This window comes from Saccharothrix sp. NRRL B-16348, assembly GCF_001280085.1.
Lineage (GTDB): Bacteria > Actinomycetota > Actinomycetes > Mycobacteriales > Pseudonocardiaceae > Actinosynnema.
The window spans coordinates 114676-130268 of the sequence record NZ_LGED01000220.1; the positions used below are offsets into that span (position 1 = coordinate 114676).

Below are 15593 nucleotides of genomic sequence, written 5' to 3' on the forward strand. Positions count from 1 at the left end.
CGGCGGCTTTTCTCCGCCGCCATTGCCGCGGCCCACCACGCTGGACGACGCCGACGCATTCGAGCGCGGTACAGCGAACGGGAGAAGTCAAGTGGACCAGGAGTTGCTCGACATGATCCCCCACCAGGCGCCGCAACAGCCCCCGTGGCCCGACCGGACCCGCCTGGACCGGGTCCGGCGGGATCTCGCGACCCGCCCGGCGCTGGTCGGGGTGGACGACGTGCGGACCCTGCGGGCGCTGCTGGCACGGGTCGCGGCCGGCGAGGCGAACGTGATCCAGGCCGGCGACTGCGCCGAGGACCCGTCCGAGTGCACCGTCGGTTACGTGGCGCGCAAGGCCGCGCTGCTCGACGTGCTGGCGGGCACGATGAAGCTCAACACGCACAAGCCGGTGCTGCGCGCGGGCCGGCTCGCGGGCCAGTTCGCCAAGCCCCGGTCCAAGCCGACCGAGTCGTTCGGCGGCGTGGAACTGCCGGTCTACCGGGGGCACATGGTGAACAGCCCGGAGCCCGACCCCGAGCGCCGCAGGCCGGACCCGCGCAGACTGCTCACCGGCTACCTCGCCGCCCGCGAGGCGATGGGCAACCTCGGCTGGCCCGTCCCCGCGGGCGGTGGTTTCGACCCGGCCGTGTGGACCAGCCACGAGGCGCTGTTGCTGGACTACGAGTTGCCGATGGTGCGGCGCACCGCGTCGGGCGAGCTGATGCTCACCTCGACGCACTGGCCGTGGATCGGCGAGCGCACCCGCGCGCTGGACGGCATGCACGTCGCGCTGCTGGCGAAGGTGGTCAACCCGGTGGCGTGCAAGGTCGGGCCGAAGGCGACGCCCGCGGAGGTGACCGCGCTGTGCGCGCGGCTCGACCCCGACCGCGAGCCCGGCCGGCTGACGCTGATCGCGCGGATGGGCGCGCAGGCCGTGGACGAGCGGTTGCCCGCGCTGGTGCGGGCGGTGCGCGCGGCGGGGCACCCGGTGATCTGGCTGTGCGACCCGATGCACGGCAACACCGTGCAGACGCCCTCGGGGCTCAAGACCCGGGCGGTGGACACCATCATCCGGGAAGTGCGGGCGGCGCAGCGCGCGATCACCGAGGCCGGGGGCGTCGCGGGCGGTCTGCACCTGGAGACCGCGACCGACGACGTCACCGAGTGCGCGTCCACCACGGGCGACTACGACCACGTCGGCGACAAGTACACGACTTTCTGCGACCCGCGGCTCAACCTCGGGCAGGCCGTCACGGTCGTCTCGGCGTGGGTCGGCTGAGCGATCGGGAGGCGTGATGCGCGACAAGATCGCACTGGTGACCGGCGCCGCCGGCGGTATCGGCGCGGCCGTGGTGGGCGCGCTCGCCGGACGCGGCGCGACCGTGGCGGCCGTGGACCGCGACCCCGGGCGGCTCGCCGAGTCGGTCGACGGGTTCACCGCCCGCGGGTGGTCGGTGACCGGGCACACCGCCGACGTGGCCGACCCGGCCGAGGTGGAAGCCCTGGTCGACCGGGTCGAGCGCGAGTCCGGCCCGCTGGACTTCCTGGTCAACGCGGCGGGAGTGCTGCGCCTGGGCGCCGTGCTCGACCTGTCCGAGGAGGACTGGGCCACGACGCTGGCGGTCAACTGCGGCGGCGTCTTCCACGTCTCCCGCGCGGTGGTGCGGCGGATGGTGCCGCGCCGCCGGGGCGCCGTGGTCACGGTCACCTCCAACGCCGCGGGGACCGCGCGGGCGGACATGGGCGCGTACGCCGCGTCGAAGGCGGCGGCGTCGATGCTCACCAAGTGCCTCGGCCTGGAAGTGGCCGAGCACGGCATCCGCTGCAACCTCGTGGCGCCCGGCTCGACCGACACCCCGATGCTGACCTCGATGTGGCGCGACCCCGAGGGCCGGGCCACCACCATCAAGGGCAATCCCGGCGCGTACCGGGTCGGGATACCCCTGGGCCGGATCGCGAGCCCGGACGACATCGCCGAGGCGGTCGCGTTCCTGCTGTCCGACCAGGCCCGGCACATCACCATGCACGACCTGACCGTCGACGGCGGCGCCACGCTCGGCGTCTAGGCGACACCTCTGGAGGAGCCCATGACAGGCATCCCACCCATCGAACCCTATGCGATGCCGACGCCCGACTCGTTGCCCGGCAACGAGGTCGACTGGGTGGTCGCACCCGGCCGCGCGGTGCTGCTCGTGCACGACATGCAGCGCTTCTTCCTGCGCCCGTTCGACGTGGTGCCGGAGTTCCGCGACGAGCTGGTGGACAACATCGCCGCCTTGCTGCGGTGGAGCCGGTCGCACGGCATCCCGGTGGCCTACACCGCCCAGCCGGGCGACATGACCAGCGAGCAGCGCGGTCTGCTGCGCGACTTCTGGGGCCCCGGCATGAAAGTGGACCCGGCGGACCGCACGATCGTGCCGCTGCTGGAACCGCGGCCGGGCGACTGGCAGCTCACCAAGTGGCGCTACAGCGCCTTCTTCCGCTCGGACCTGGTGCGGCGCCTGCGCGAGGCCGATCGCGACCAGCTGATCCTGTGCGGCGTGTACGCGCACGTCGGCGTGCAGGCCACCGCGGTGGACGCGTTCAGCCACGACGTGGCGCCGTTCGTGGTCGCGGACGCGGTCGGCGACTTCTCCGAGCGCGACCACCGCGATGCGCTGGAGTACATGGCGAAGCGGTGCGCCGCGGTCGTGCCGACGGGGTCGTTGTTCGGCACGCCCGTCGAGGCGCGGTTGGGCGTGCGATGAGCGCCACGCCGTTCGACGCCGTGCTCGACGCGTCACCGCCGCCGTTCGCCCTGTTGCACCGGCCGCACGTGGCCGCGGACGCGCTGGAGGTGCTGGTGGGCTCGGTGTCGGAGCCGACGCGGCTCGCCGACGTGGAGGTGCCCGACCAGGGGCGGACCCCGGCCGAGACGTTGCTGCTGCTGCCGTTCCGCCAGATCGTCGAACGCGGGTACGCCGCGGTGGACGACGGCGAGCCGCTGATCGCCCTGTCGGTGACCGGGCGCGAGTCCCTGCCGCTGGCCGACGCCCTGGACCGCATCCCCGACCTGCCGATCCGGCTGTCCGGCGAGCACTTCGACGTCGACGACGACGCGTACGCCGACCTGGTGCGCCGGATCATCGCCGACGAGATCGGCCGCGGCGAGGGCGCGAACTTCGTCATCCAGCGCTCGTTCGTGGCGGTGGTCGAGGACTACTCCCCCGCCGCCGCGCTGGCGTTCTTCCGCCGCCTGGTGCGCCGCGAGACGGGGACGTACTGGACGTTCATCGTGCACACCGGCGACCGCACGTTCGTCGGCGCGAGCCCTGAACGGCACGTCAGCCTCGCGGACGGCGTGGCGGTGATGAACCCCATCAGCGGCACCAACCGCTACCCGCCCGCGGGACCGTCGCTGCCCGAGGTGATGCGGTTCCTGGCCGACCGCAAGGAGTCCGACGAGCTGTACATGGTGGTGGACGAGGAGCTCAAGATGATGACCCGGGTGTGCGACGGCGGCGCCCGGGTCACCGGGCCGCGGCTGAAGGAGATGGCCCGGCTGGCGCACACCGAGTACTTCATCGAGGGTCGCAGTTCGCTGGACCCGCGGCGGATCCTGCGCGAGACCCTGCTGGCGCCGACGGTGACCGGCAGCCCGCTGGAGAGCGCGTGCCGGGTCATCGCCCGGCACGAGCCGGTCGGCCGCGGCTACTACAGCGGGGTGATCGCCCTGCTCGGCCACGACGAGGCGGGCGGGCACGCGCTCGACTCGGCGATCCTCATCCGGACGGCCGACATCGCCCACGACGGCCGGTTGCGCATCGGCGTCGGCGCGACCCTGGTGCGCCACTCCGACCCGCTGGGCGAGGTCGCGGAGACCAGGGCCAAGGCGGCGGGACTGCTGGCCGCGCTTGGCGCCGCGGACACGACCCGGTTCGGCGACCACCCCAGCGTGCGGGAGGCGTTGCGCGACCGCAACGCCCCGATCGCCGACTTCTGGCTCGCCGACGCACGGACGCGGGCACGGGCGGTACCCGCGCTGAGCGGTCTGCGGGTCCTGGTGGTCGACGCGGAGGACACGTTCACCTCGATGCTCGCGCACATCCTGCGATCGCTGGGCCTGGTCGTGACCGTGCGGCGGTTCGACGAGGAGTACTCGTTCGACGGGCACGACGTCGTGGTGCTCGGCCCCGGGCCCGGCGATCCGCGCGACGACGACCACCCCAAGATCGCCCACCTGGGCGCGGCGGTCGACGCGTTGCTGGAGCACCGGCGGCCGTTCGTCGCGGTGTGCCTGAGCCACCAGGTGCTCAGCCGCAGGCTGGGGTTCGAGGTCGCCCGGCGGGACGTGCCGAACCAGGGCGTGCAGAAGGCCATCGAGCTGTTCGGCCGGACGGAGCACGTCGGCTTCTACAACACGTTCTCCGCGCGCAGCGCGCAGGACAAGGCCGACTGCCCCGGTGTAGGAGTGGTCGAGGTGAGCCGGGACGGTGTGGAGGGCACGCCGGGTGAGGTGCACGCGTTGCGCGGGCCGCACTTCACCTCGGTGCAGTTCCACGCCGAGTCCGTGCTGACCAGGGACGGCGAGCGGATCATCGGCGACCTGCTGGTCGAGGCGATGAACCTGTGAGGAGTGCGTGATGACGAGGGTTCTCATCGCCGGCGGCGGCATCGGCGGGCTGGCCACGGCCTTGAGCGCGGCGGCGCGCGGGCACCGGGTGACGGTGCTGGAGCGGCGCGGCGAGTTCACCGAGCTGGGCGCGGGCATCCAACTGGCGCCCAACGCCTTCCACGCCCTGGACGTGCTGGGCGTGGGGCAGGCGGTCCGGGACCGCGCGGTGTTCGTGGACGAGCTGAGGTTCATGGACGGGACCACGGACCGGACGGTGGCCGCGATGGCGCTGACCGACGACTACCGCCACCGCTTCGGCAACCCGTACGCGGTGGTGCACCGCACGGACCTCTACCAACCGCTGTTGGCGGCGTGCCGCCGCGCGCCCGGCGTCGACCTGCGGGTGGACAGCCCGGTGGTGCGGTACGAGCAGGACGACGACGAGGTCGTCGCGGTGCTCGGCTCCGGGGCGCGGGTCGCCGGTGACGTCCTGGTCGGCGCGGACGGCATCCGCTCGACCGTGCGGGAGCGGATGCTGGGCGACGGCGAGCCGCGGGTGTCCGGGCACACCATCTACCGGTCGGTCATCCCGATGGAACGGGTCCCCGAGGACCTGAGGTGGAACGTGGTGACGCTGTGGGCGGGCCCGAAGTGGCACTTCGTGCACTACCCCATCGGCGGCGGGCGGCACCTGAACCTGGCGGCCACCCGTGACGACGGCGCGGCCCGGGTCGTGGTGGGCGCTCCCGCGGAGACCGCGCACGTCCACGGTCAGTTCGCGGACATGGGGCCCCGCGCCCGGCGGCTGCTGGAACTGGGCGAGGACTGGAAGACCTGGGTGCTGTGCGACCGCGACCCGGCCGACGAGTGGGTGGACGGACGGGTCGTGCTGCTCGGCGACGCCGCCCACCCGATGCTCCAGTACGCGGCCCAGGGCGCGTGCATGGCGTTGGAGGACGCGGTGGTGCTGGGCGAGCTGCTCGACTGCGGTCCGGCCGACGTGCCGGGCCGGTTGGCCAGGTTCCGCGACGAGCGGCGCGACCGGACCGCCGACGCGCAGCTGGTGTCCCGGTTCATGGGCGAAAAGCTGTACCACCCGGCGGGCGCCGAGGCGGTGGCGCGCAACGCCATGCTGTCGGCGATGTCGCAGGAGGAGCTGCGGGAGGCCGTCGCCTGGCTGCACGGCGCGCGGAGGTTCGAGAGCACGTCGCCGCGCGTGAGGTGACGCGTGGGACGCCGAACGCTCGGCCGGTGCGCGCCGGCCGAGCGTTCCGCCCGTGCGCGGCAGGTCTAACCACGCAGGACCGTCTTGCTGCGCATGAGGAACTCGCCCAGGAAACCGTCGTGCGGCACGCCGGGCTCCAGCCAGTACGTCGGGTGGTCGCCGTGGTAGACGTTGCTGATGGTCGGCTCGTCCAGCAGCCGGTCCACCAGCTCGTCGTCCCGCGTCATCACCGTGAGCACCAGTGACCCGCGCAGCGGTGCGACACCGTCTTCGGGCGACCACGGGGCCACCCACACGCACGGGAACGGCAGCTCCACGCCGAGGCGCCGGTCGTCGGCCGAGTCGAGCTGGTGCACGGCGGGCCGCAGCACGGTGCTGCCGTCACCCAGCTCCTCCAGGATGCCCTCGCCACCCAGCCACGCCTTGCTCTCCCGCGCCTGCGCCCGCAGGTACCGCTCGACGGTCCGGGCCGACTCGGCGCCCTGCACCGGCAGCACCGCCCGGTCGTCGTCGGGCGGCAGGCTCGGCAGCGCGGCCAAGCGCTCCGCGATCGCGGCGGCGAGCGGGCCGGGGTCGCCCTCGACCAGCACCGCCGTGGTGTTCAGGCACGCCACGCCACCGTGGAAGCTGATCGAGTCGACGATGGTGTCCAGCCGCTCGCGCCAGTCGGTGTCCGCGGTGATCAGGATCTTCGACCGGCCCGGTCCCTGCACCAGCACCCGGGCGTCGCCCGCGTACTTGCGCACCACGTCGTCACCGCCGTAGACCAGCCCGAGGTCCGCGCCGGCCAGGATCGCGTCGGCGCCGTCGTGGTCGGTCGGCAGCAGCGCCACCCGCTCCGGGCCGAACCCGGCCGCGCGCAACGCGGCGACCAACCGGTGCGGGGTGAACGGCTCGCGCCGGGACGGGCGCACCGCCACGTGGTAGCCCAGCGCCAACGCCTCCAGCCACAACGCGTGCGGTGCGGGGTGGTTGCCCGCCGCGTGCACCGCGAACACGTCGCCGCGCCGGGTCCACACGCCGCTCCCGTCCCGGGTCGCCGGGTCGCGCCAGTCGGTCACCGCGCCGCACGGCCGGGCGCCGTAGGCGCTGCGGTGCGCCTGCTCGGCCGCCTCGGCGATCTCGGCGGCGGCCCGGCGCACGATGGAGATCGGCACCCCCGACACCCGGCTGACCGACCGTTCGTAGGTCTCGAAGGACAGGCCTTCGACGGTGTCGGCGAGGAAGATGCGCGCCGCGTCGGCGAGTGCGGCGGTCCGTTCGGCCACCGGGAGCACCGGCGCACGGCGCAGCGCGGCGAGCGCGCGGTCGACGTAGAGCCGCGGCACCATGCTCAGCTCGGCCACGGCCGTCCCGCTGACGTCCGGCACGACCCGCCGGTTGCGTGCCCGGTACGGGCCCGACGGCCCGAGGGCGTCCAACGCCACCGGTTCCATCAGTACACCCCCTCGATGACCACTTCGTCGTCGAAGACCTTCACCGGCGCGATGTCGGCCACCGAGTCGCCCACCTGACCCTCCGGGCCGGCGATGCGCGTGCCGTAGTCGCGTTCGAGGTTGTTCGGCAGGAACAATCCCTTGCTGACGTGGTGCATCACGAGCCTGCCGCGCTCGCCGTGCGGGACCGGCTCGCCGGTGTCCTCGTCGACCACGTTGAGGGACATGTACGGCGAGAACGGGTCGTAGACGCACGGGTCGTCCGCGGTCAGCCCCGGCCGCTCGCAGGTGTGGCCCAGCAGCATGGTGTTGCCGAAGCCGCTCACCAGGATCGTGTCCGGGAAAACCTCGGTGCGGTAGAGGTCGCGGGTGTCGGCGTCCATCTGGGTGCCGACCCACATGATCGCCTTGACCTTCTTGCGCACCAGCGCGACCAGCTCGTCGCGGCGGGCCAGGCGTTCCAGCACCGGCGGCGTCAGCAGCAGCACGCCGATGTCCTGCGATTCCAGCGGATGCGCCAGCTGGTCCACCAGGTGCTCGGTGTACGCGCCCGCCTCGGCCGACCGCCCCTCCGCGATGAGCTTCTTCACCCACCGCGGGTCGATGTCGACGGTGAACGGCCACCCGCCGCGCGCCACGGTCTGGCGCGAGAACGTCTCGCCCACCATGTGCGGGCCGGTGGGCACGACCTGCAGCCAGTCCACGTCGCGCGGCACGCCGTGCCGGTCGAGCTGCGCGCTGCTCCACGCCAGCATCCGGTCGGTCCACTCGCGCAGCAGCACCACCCGCTTGGGCGCGCCGGTGGTGCCGCCGCTGTCGTAGACGCCCACGATCTCCGGGTCGGGCCCGTACCCGCGGGGCACGAGGTCGCGCGCCGGGACGTCACGCAGGTCGTTGGCCAGGTTGGGGAACCGGGAGAGGTCCGCGAAGCCGCGGATGTCCTCGACCGGGTCGAAGTCGAACGAGCGGGCCCGCTCGACCCAGAACGGCGCGCCCGTCTCGGGCGAGAAGTGCCAGCGCAGCGCGGCCCGGAGGAACTCCTCCGGATCGGGTCGGACGTCGAAGGGCAGGTCGAGGACCGGGTCTTCGAGGGTCGTCGCCATCAGCTCACTTCCTGTCGGGATCGGCCGGAGTCGCGGTGGAGGTCGAGGTCGCGGAGGTCCTGGTCGGTGAGCCGGATCGTCGCCGCGCGCGTGTTCTCCTCCAGGTGCCCGAGCGACGACGTGCCGGGGATGACCGCGATCGCGGGCGAGCGGGCGAGCAGCCACGCCAACGAGACCTGGTGGACGGTGGCGTCGTGCCGACGCGCCACGGCGGCCAGGGCCTCGTCGCGGACCGGGGTGGCCAGCGGCACCTTCGCGTCCGCGCCCGGCTCCCGGTCGTGCTGCAACGTGAAGGTGGCCAACGGGAAGAACGGCATGTACGCGATGCCGGCCTCGGCGCACGTGTCGACCAGCGCGTCGTCACGGCGGCGCAGCACGTTGTACTCGTTCTGCACGCAGGCGATCGGGACGATCGACCGGGCCTCCTCGAACTGCGCGGTGCTGACGTTGCTCACCCCGACGTGCCGGACCAGTCCCTGCTCGCGCAGCTCCGCCAGCGTCTGGACCTGCGGCTCGATCGAGTCGGTCGGCGTCAGACCGCCGGCCTCCTCCACGATGCGCAGGTTGACCGCGTCGAGCCGGTCGAGCCGCAGCCGGCGGAGGTTGTCGTGCACGGCCTGGCGCAGCTCGGCGGGCGAGAGCGCCGACGGCCACGCCCGGTCGGGCGTGCGGCGGGCGCCGACCTTGGTCACGATCACCAGGTCGTCCGGGTACGGGTGCAACGCCTCGACGATCAGCTCGTTGACCACGTGCGGGCCGTAGTAGTCGCTGGTGTCGATGTGGTTGACGCCCAGCTCCACGGCCCGGCGCAGCACCGAGACGGCCTCGGCCCGGTCCGCCGGCGGTCCCCAGACGCCCTCGCCCGCCAGCTGCATGGCGCCGTACCCCATCCGGCGGATGCGCAGGTCGCCGCCGAGGGTCAGTTCACCCGCCGATGCGGCGGGCAGTGCGGTGTCGGGGATATTCATGGTGCCCCTTTCCTGCGGTCGCGGGTCGGTTCAATCACCGCCTTCGAGCCAATCGCGTCCGCACCGCGCGCGCAATCCGACGGCCGCGAATGTGTCACGTGCCGCGAAACTACGCGCGGTCGACCGGAAACCACTCCCCGGACGACCTGACATATTATCCCGGACAATCCTTGGCACCTTCCGGACGCCGTGATACCACAAGGTTGACCGGAAAACGTCTCCTATCCGGAGGGCGCGCATGAGTTTTCTCGGCCAGAACGACGACCGGGTGGTCTACGTGGGGCCGGGCGAGGGCCCGGGCAGGTGGGCGTTCGGCGACCGGTACACGATCAAGTCCGGCGAGCACAACACGGGCAAGATGCTCTACGTCATGGAAGCCCTGGTGCCGCCCGGCGGTGGTCCTCCGCCGCACGTGCACCACTGGGAGGAAGAGGCGTTCTACGTCCTCGACGGCGTGGTCGAGATCCGCGACAAGGGCGGTGAGCGCGAAGTGCCGGCGGGCGGTTTCATCTACGTGCCGCGGGGCACCCTGCACAGTTTCACCAATGTCGGCGACACGCCGGCGAAAATGCTCATCCTGCTCACCCCGGGCGGCAAGGACCGGTTCTTCAACCAGGCCGGTGTGCCGGCCGTCGACGGTTCAGGTCCGCCACCGGAGAGTCAGCGGCTGGCCGACGTCGAACTCGGCCTGCGGATCGGCCCGCAGTTCGGCGACGAATACATCGTCTGAATCCGATGAGCGTTCCACCCGAGCAGAGAGGCGCGCAGCGCGAGATGACCCACGGAAGCGGCCGAATCAGCAGGCGACGATTACTGGCGAGCAGCGGCGCGATCGGGGTGACCATGGCGGCGTCCACGTCCGGTTCGGCCGGTGCGGCGCCCACCGGGGCGGCGGAGGGCTTCGACCCGGTGACCGTCGGCCCGGACGACCCCCGCTACCCCGACCTGGTGGTCGGGCTCGAACGGCGCTGGGTGGCGCACCCGGAGTCGGTGCGCGTCGTGTCGTCGCCCAGGCAGTCCTTGCAGGTGGTGCAGGAGGCGGTGACCGCGCGCAAACGCCTGACCGTGCGCGGCGGCGGGCACTGCTACGAGGACTTCGTGTTCAACCCCGACGTCGACATCGTGCTCGACCAGTCGGAGATGACGTCGGTCTACTACGACGCCGAGCACAACGCGTTCGCGGTCGAAGCCGGCGCGACGCTCCTGGACGTCTACGAGTTGCTGTACAAGACCTGGGGCGTGACCATCCCGGCCGGCCAGTGCTACTCCGTCGGGGTCGGCGGGCACGTGGCGGGCGGCGGCTGGGGCCTGTTGTGCCGCAAGGAAGGGCTGGTGGTCGACCACCTGCACGCGGTGGAGGTGGTCGTGGTCGACGCGGCGGGCGAGGCCAGGCTGGTCGTGGCCACGCGGAACCCGGACGACCCGAACCGGGACCTGTGGTGGGCGCACACCGGCGGTGGCGGCGGCACGTTCGGCGTCGTCACCCGCTACCTGTTCCGCTCGCCGTCCGCCCGGACGACCAACCCCGCCGACATCCTGCCCAAGCCGCCCGGGGAGGTGCTGCTCAGCGCGATCGCGTGGTCGTGGGACGGGCTGACCGAGCAGGCGTTCGCGACGCTGGTCCGCAACTTCGCCGACTGGCACGCGGCCAACGCCGCGCCCGGCGGCCCGTACGCGGGCCTGTGCTCCTTCCTCAACCTCAACCACCGGGCCACCGGCGAGATCAGCCTGTTCACGCACATGGACGGCAGCGACCCGGACGGCGAGCGGTTGCTGGCCCGGTTCGTCGCCGACGTCACGCGCGGGGTCGACCTGCCCCACGGCGCGGTGAACCGCCCCTCGGGCGAACACGGTCCGCTGCCCCAGTTCGTCGAGCCGAAGCGGTGGAGCTGGCTGACCGCCACCCGGTACCTGGGCACGATCCACCCGCGCCTGGTCGACCCGACGCTGCGGGGCGACCACAAGTCCGCCTACCACCGCAAGGGCTTCACCGACGCCCAGATCTCCGTCCTGTACCGCCACTTGTCGGGCGGGGACGGGTTCTCCAACCCGTTCGCGCAAGCGGTGCTGAGCTCGTACGGCGGGCAGGTGAACGCGGTCGGGCGCACCGACACCGCGCTGGTGCACCGGGACAGCGCGTTCAAGGTCCTGTACCAGTCGGGGTGGACCGAGCCGGCCGACGACGAGCCGAACGTGGCGTGGCTGCGCCGGTTCTACGAAGAGGTGTACGCGGGCACCGGCAAGGTGCCGGTGTCGAACGAGCAGACGTCCGGCTGTTTCGTGAACTACTGCGACGCCGACCTCAACGAGCCGGCGCACAACGGCTCCGGCGTCCCGTGGCACACGTTGTACTGGGGCGAGAACTACCCGCGGCTGCAACGGGTGAAGGCGCGGTACGACCCGTCGGACTTCTTCCGGCACCGCCAGTCCGTCCGCCTGCCCTGACCTGTGAACCCGGCGGGGGCGCCGGTCGGCTCCCCCGCCGGGCTCACTTCCCCGGTTCCCCGAACCACTTCCGCAACGCCACGGTCAGCGTGTGGTGGTCGGAGTCGAGCCCGCTGCCGGTCCAGGCGATGTAGCCGTCCGGCCGGATCAGCAGGGTGGGCGCGGCGAAGGTGTCGTCGCAGCTCGCCGTGACCACGTCGACCCGGTCGAGCCACGGGTCCGCGACCGCGCGCAACCGGGCGCGGTCGGCCAGGTCGAGCAGCACCGGGCGGCCCGCGTGCAGCAGCCCGGCGAGGCTGCCGACGGTGGCGCCGACCTTGAGCCGCAGGTCCGGCGCGAACAGCCCGCCCAACGGGTCGGCCGGGTGCGCGGTGCCGTACCGCACGTCCACGCCCGTGATCATGCCCGCGAGGAAGTCGTTGACCTGCGGCAGTTCCATCAGCTCCACGAACAGCTCCCGCAGCGCGTCGACCCTCGGGTCGGGCAGCATCAGCCCCACCTGCGCCCGCACGTTGTAGAGCACCCGTGCGGCCACGGGACGCCGTTCGGCGTCGTAGGTGTCGAGCAGGTCGGCCGGCGCCCAGCCGCGGACCTGCGCGGCGAGCTTCCAACCGAGGTTGACCGCGTCCTGCAGGCCGAGGTTGACGCCTTGCCCGCCGGCCGGGAAGTGCACGTGCGCGGCGTCGCCCGCCACGAACACCCGCCCGCTGCGGTAGGTCCGGGCCTGGAGCGCGGCGTCGGTGAACCTGGTCAGCCAGCGCGGCTGGTCCATCGGCACCCGGTAGCCCGCGATGCGCTCGACCTCCGCGCTCAGCTCCTCCAGCGTGACCGGCGCCGACCGGTCCGGGTGCGGCGCGCGGAAGTCGTAGGTGCACACCCTGCTGTGGCCGAACGGGTTGGTCCAGAACAACGTCCAGCCCCGGTGGTTGCGCTGCCACCCCGTCGGCGCGCCCAACGGGTCGAGCAGCCGGACGTCGCCCATCAACGCCGACACCGTGCCCGGCGTGCCGACGAACGCGATGTCGGCGAGCTTGCGCACGGTGCTGCGCGCGCCGTCGCAGCCGACCACCCACCGCGCGCTGACCTGTCGGGCGTCGCCGCGCTCCGAGCGCACGTCCAGCACCACGTGGTCGCCGCGGTCTGCCAACCCGACGACCTCGCTGTCCCGTTCGATCCGCGCGCCCAACCCGGCGGCGCGGTCGGCGAACACCTGCTCGGCGTAGGCCTGCGGGCTGCCCACGAGCGCCGGCCCCTCGTCCACCACGCGGGAGATGTCGAGGTTGAACAGGCCGGCGAAGTGGAAGGTGACCGGGCCGCCCCGCGGTGACGCCGCGGGCTTGGGCTGCACGGCCTCCAGGAGACCGCGGCGGTGCAAGGTCTCGGCGGTGCGGGCGTGCAGCGTGCCCGCCTTGGACTCGCCGGTGGGCCGGGGCAGCTTCTCCAGCACGACGGTGCGCACGCCGTGCAGCGCGAGTTCCGCCGCGAGCAGCATCCCCACCGGCCCGCCGCCCGCGATGGCCACGTCGTAGTCGGTCATGGCCGCCCGCCGGCGTCCGGTTGGGTGGTCATCGTCGTCCTCCCGAGCTCACCGCCGGCGTCGGGCGGGCGGCTGCCGCGCCCGACGCCGGCGTGTCACCGACCGCTCTCACTGCTGCCGCGAGGGCACCGCGTCCGAGGGGACGGGTGTTTCGGCTCCCGCGCGCAGCTTCGGCAACGTCATCGCGACGACGGCGCCGATCAGCGCGGCGGCGCCGGTGAGGTAGAACGCGAGCCGGATCCCGTCGGACTCGGCCAGCCGCAGGGCATCGCCGGTCAACCCGCGCGTGCCCGCGTTGGCGATCGCCACGAAGATGGCGAGGCCGACCGCGTAGCCGGTCTGCTGGGTCGTCGAGGCCATGCCGGAGGCGATGCCCTGCTCGTCCGCCGCGACACCGGACGCCGCCGCGATCCACATGGCCGTCCACGCGATGCCCTGCCCCACGCCCATCACGACCAGGCCGGGCACCAGGCCCCAGTACGAGCCGTCGGCGATCACGCCCACGGCGAGGACCGCGGTGCCCACGCCGCCCACCACGAAGCCGGTGATCAGGCTGGGTCGGGTGCCCGCACGGCTGGTCATCCGCTCGCCGAGCTGGGTGCCCGCGGCGATGGCCACCGCCTGGGTCAGGAACGCGACACCGGTCATCAGCGCCGTGTAACCGAACACGTCCTGGAAGAACACGGTCAGGAAGTACGGCACGGTCCCGAAGGTGCCCATGAACGTGAACGTGATCGCCATGGCGGTCACCAGGCTGCGGTTGCCGAACAGCCGCAACGGCATCAGCGGGTCGGCGGTCCTGGACTCGATCACCGCGAACGCCACCAGCAGCAGCACGCCGAGCACGGCGCTGACCACGATCGGCGTGGCGAACCACCCCGACTCCGGCCCCTGGACGAGGACGAACACGATCAGCGTGACGCCCGCCGTCACGGTCAGCGCGCCCGGCAGGTCGAAGGTCCGCTTCGCGGCCGGCCGCGGCTTGTCGGCCGGGATGAGCAGGAACGCCATCAGCGCGATCGCCGCCGCGAGCGGCACGTTGACGAAGAACACCGAGGCCCAGCCGAACGCGCCGGTGAGCACGCCGCCCAGCAGCGAGCCCAACGTGAGACCACTGGCGCCGGCGCCACCCCACACTGCCAGCGCGCGGTTGCGGGAGCGCCCCTCCTCGAACAGGGTGTTGACCAGGGAGAGCGTGGTGGGGAACAGCAAAGCGCCGCCGAGGCCTTGCACCGCGCGCACGATGATGATCGTCAGCGGGTCGCCGGCGAAGCCGCCGAGCAGAGAGGAGAACCCGTACAGGGCGAGCGCCAGCATGAACATCCGGCGCTTGCCGAACAGGTCGGCGGCCCGGCCGCCGAGGAGCAGGAACCCACCGAAGGCCACCGCGTACGCGCTGACCACCCATTGCAGGTTCTGCGCGGAGAACCCCAGCTCAGCGCCCATCTCCGGCATGGCGACGAAGACGATGTAGATGTCCAGCGACACGATGAGCTGCGCGAACGCCAGGGGTGCGATGGCCCAGCCGAGGCGACCCGCCGTGCCGGGCGGTGCCGATGACTGTGGGGACATGAGGATCAGGCCTTCCGTCGTCGGAATCGTACGACTGTACGTATATCCTTGTACAGTCGTACTGTCCGCACAAGCCGACCGGCCGCCATCGCCCGATCGGGCCAACCCCGACCCCGGGCCGGCGGCAGCCGGACCTACCGATAGCTGGGCTAATGTGAAGACATGGACGCGCGACACCCATCGCGAGACGAGATTCGGCTCCAGGACGTGTTCGCCGCCCTGGGCAACCCGGTGCGCCTGGAGATGGTGCACATCCTGGCCTCGGGCGGTGAGCAGCGGTGCGGTGGCGTGCTGAGCGAGATGTCGAAGTCGACGCTCACCCACCACTGGCGGGTGCTGCGCGAAGGCGGGATCATCCGGCAACGGCCGGTCGGCCGCGAACTGCTGGTGTCGTTGCGCCGCGAAGACCTGGAGGCCCGGTTCCCCGGCCTGCTCGACGCCGTGCTGAACGCCCTGATGAACGGCGCACCGGTGCACGCCGCGGCGTTCGGACCGATCCACTGAGCATTCCGCGACGGAATGCCCCACCGGACCGGTAACGACTGCCCCGAAAGCGCGACGGACAATTGCGCAAAGCCGGTCCCGACGGCCGCCGAACAGCGGTGGCGGAACGGCTTGCCAACCGTCCATTACGAACGCGACCGGCAAGTCGTCACTGGTGGAATGCTTGCTTCAGGTTGCCGACCACCGCCGTTTCGTTGACTATTCCCCTGCACGTGCCCTATGTTGGA

General features: G+C 72.4%; 13 protein-coding genes. 8 read left to right on the top strand and 5 right to left on the bottom strand.

Going from position 1 to position 15593, the window contains the following annotated elements; genetic code table 11:
- Nucleotides 1–91: 91 nt before the first annotated feature.
- From ADK67_RS31345 to ADK67_RS31365, 5 genes are read left to right on the top strand one after another with little or no spacing between them, the layout of a single operon-like run.
- Nucleotides 92–1261 carry a 3-deoxy-7-phosphoheptulonate synthase gene (locus tag ADK67_RS31345; protein ID WP_053720155.1) on the top strand — a complete coding sequence of 390 codons (1170 nt, stop codon included), beginning with the start codon at nucleotides 92–94 and terminating at the stop codon, nucleotides 1259–1261.
- A gap of 16 nt (nucleotides 1262–1277) precedes the next feature.
- Nucleotides 1278–2048: a 2,3-dihydro-2,3-dihydroxybenzoate dehydrogenase gene (locus ADK67_RS31350; RefSeq protein ID WP_053720156.1), complete on the top strand. Its 771-nt coding sequence runs from the start codon at nucleotides 1278–1280 to the stop codon at nucleotides 2046–2048.
- A gap of 21 nt (nucleotides 2049–2069) precedes the next feature.
- Nucleotides 2070–2729: an isochorismatase family protein gene (locus ADK67_RS31355; protein WP_053720157.1), complete on the top strand. Its 660-nt coding sequence runs from the start codon at nucleotides 2070–2072 to the stop codon at nucleotides 2727–2729.
- Nucleotides 2726–4594, top strand: coding sequence for an anthranilate synthase family protein (locus ADK67_RS31360; RefSeq protein ID WP_053720158.1), 1869 nt, complete (start codon nucleotides 2726–2728; stop codon nucleotides 4592–4594). Before ADK67_RS31355 ends, ADK67_RS31360 begins: the two co-directional genes overlap by 4 nt.
- 10 nt (nucleotides 4595–4604) lie before the next feature.
- Nucleotides 4605–5801 carry a 3-hydroxybenzoate 6-monooxygenase gene (locus ADK67_RS31365; RefSeq protein WP_053720159.1) on the top strand — a complete coding sequence of 399 codons (1197 nt, stop codon included), beginning with the start codon at nucleotides 4605–4607 and terminating at the stop codon, nucleotides 5799–5801.
- Between the two features lie 65 nt (nucleotides 5802–5866).
- Here ADK67_RS31365 and ADK67_RS31370 read toward each other — a convergent pair whose 3' ends face one another.
- From ADK67_RS31370 to ADK67_RS31380, 3 genes are read right to left on the bottom strand one after another with little or no spacing between them, the layout of a single operon-like run.
- A complete protein-coding gene (locus ADK67_RS31370; protein WP_053720160.1) occupies nucleotides 5867–7237 on the bottom strand; it encodes an aldehyde dehydrogenase family protein in 1371 nt (456 codons plus the stop codon).
- Nucleotides 7237–8340: an AMP-binding protein gene (locus ADK67_RS31375; protein ID WP_053720161.1), complete on the bottom strand. Its 1104-nt coding sequence runs from the start codon at nucleotides 8338–8340 to the stop codon at nucleotides 7237–7239. The genes ADK67_RS31370 and ADK67_RS31375 overlap by 1 nt, the downstream gene beginning before the upstream one ends.
- Nucleotides 8340–9308: an oxidoreductase gene (locus ADK67_RS31380; protein ID WP_053720162.1), complete on the bottom strand. Its 969-nt coding sequence runs from the start codon at nucleotides 9306–9308 to the stop codon at nucleotides 8340–8342. The genes ADK67_RS31375 and ADK67_RS31380 overlap by 1 nt, the downstream gene beginning before the upstream one ends.
- 238 nt (nucleotides 9309–9546) lie before the next feature.
- Between ADK67_RS31380 and ADK67_RS31385 the strand changes: the two genes are divergently transcribed.
- On the top strand, nucleotides 9547–10038 hold the full coding sequence (locus tag ADK67_RS31385; RefSeq protein ID WP_053720163.1) for a cupin domain-containing protein: 492 nt from the start codon (nucleotides 9547–9549) through the stop codon (nucleotides 10036–10038).
- Between the two features lie 5 nt (nucleotides 10039–10043).
- Complete coding sequence (locus ADK67_RS31390; protein WP_231648428.1) at nucleotides 10044–11753, top strand: BBE domain-containing protein; 1710 nt, start codon at nucleotides 10044–10046, stop codon at nucleotides 11751–11753.
- A 43-nt stretch (nucleotides 11754–11796) separates the two neighbouring features.
- Here the strand turns inward: ADK67_RS31390 and ADK67_RS31395 are convergent, their stop codons facing one another.
- Both ADK67_RS31395 and ADK67_RS31400 read right to left on the bottom strand, forming a co-directional pair.
- Entirely contained in the window at nucleotides 11797–13290 is a 1494-nt protein-coding gene (locus ADK67_RS31395) for an FAD-dependent monooxygenase (RefSeq protein ID WP_053720164.1), read from the bottom strand.
- 108 nt (nucleotides 13291–13398) lie between these two features.
- Nucleotides 13399–14862 (bottom strand): MFS transporter, encoded by a 1464-nt coding sequence (locus ADK67_RS31400; protein WP_082404088.1) that lies wholly within the window; start codon nucleotides 14860–14862, stop codon nucleotides 13399–13401.
- Nucleotides 14863–15024: 162 nt separating this feature from the next.
- Between ADK67_RS31400 and ADK67_RS31405 the strand changes: the two genes are divergently transcribed.
- The gene (locus ADK67_RS31405; RefSeq protein ID WP_053720165.1) at nucleotides 15025–15366 is read left to right on the top strand and encodes an ArsR/SmtB family transcription factor; all 342 of its coding nucleotides are present in this window, start codon (nucleotides 15025–15027) and stop codon (nucleotides 15364–15366) included.
- The last annotated feature ends 227 nt before the right edge of the window (nucleotides 15367–15593 follow it).

Bases quoted from the DNA above. Each gene is read 5' to 3' on its own strand.
- ADK67_RS31350 (WP_053720156.1), top strand. From the start codon at position 1,278: ATGCGCGACAAGATCGCACTGGTGACCGGCGCCGCCGGCGGTATCGGC.
- ADK67_RS31355 (WP_053720157.1), top strand. From the start codon at position 2,070: ATGACAGGCATCCCACCCATCGAACCCTATGCGATGCCGACGCCCGAC.
- ADK67_RS31360 (WP_053720158.1), top strand. From the start codon at position 2,726: ATGAGCGCCACGCCGTTCGACGCCGTGCTCGACGCGTCACCGCCGCCG.
- ADK67_RS31365 (WP_053720159.1), top strand. From the start codon at position 4,605: ATGACGAGGGTTCTCATCGCCGGCGGCGGCATCGGCGGGCTGGCCACG.
- ADK67_RS31370 (WP_053720160.1), bottom strand. From the start codon at position 7,237: ATGGAACCGGTGGCGTTGGACGCCCTCGGGCCGTCGGGCCCGTACCGG.
- ADK67_RS31375 (WP_053720161.1), bottom strand. From the start codon at position 8,340: ATGGCGACGACCCTCGAAGACCCGGTCCTCGACCTGCCCTTCGACGTC.
- ADK67_RS31380 (WP_053720162.1), bottom strand. From the start codon at position 9,308: ATGAATATCCCCGACACCGCACTGCCCGCCGCATCGGCGGGTGAACTG.
- ADK67_RS31385 (WP_053720163.1), top strand. From the start codon at position 9,547: ATGAGTTTTCTCGGCCAGAACGACGACCGGGTGGTCTACGTGGGGCCG.
- ADK67_RS31390 (WP_231648428.1), top strand. From the start codon at position 10,044: ATGAGCGTTCCACCCGAGCAGAGAGGCGCGCAGCGCGAGATGACCCAC.
- ADK67_RS31395 (WP_053720164.1), bottom strand. From the start codon at position 13,290: ATGACCGACTACGACGTGGCCATCGCGGGCGGCGGGCCGGTGGGGATG.
- ADK67_RS31400 (WP_082404088.1), bottom strand. From the start codon at position 14,862: ATGTCCCCACAGTCATCGGCACCGCCCGGCACGGCGGGTCGCCTCGGC.
- ADK67_RS31405 (WP_053720165.1), top strand. From the start codon at position 15,025: ATGGACGCGCGACACCCATCGCGAGACGAGATTCGGCTCCAGGACGTG.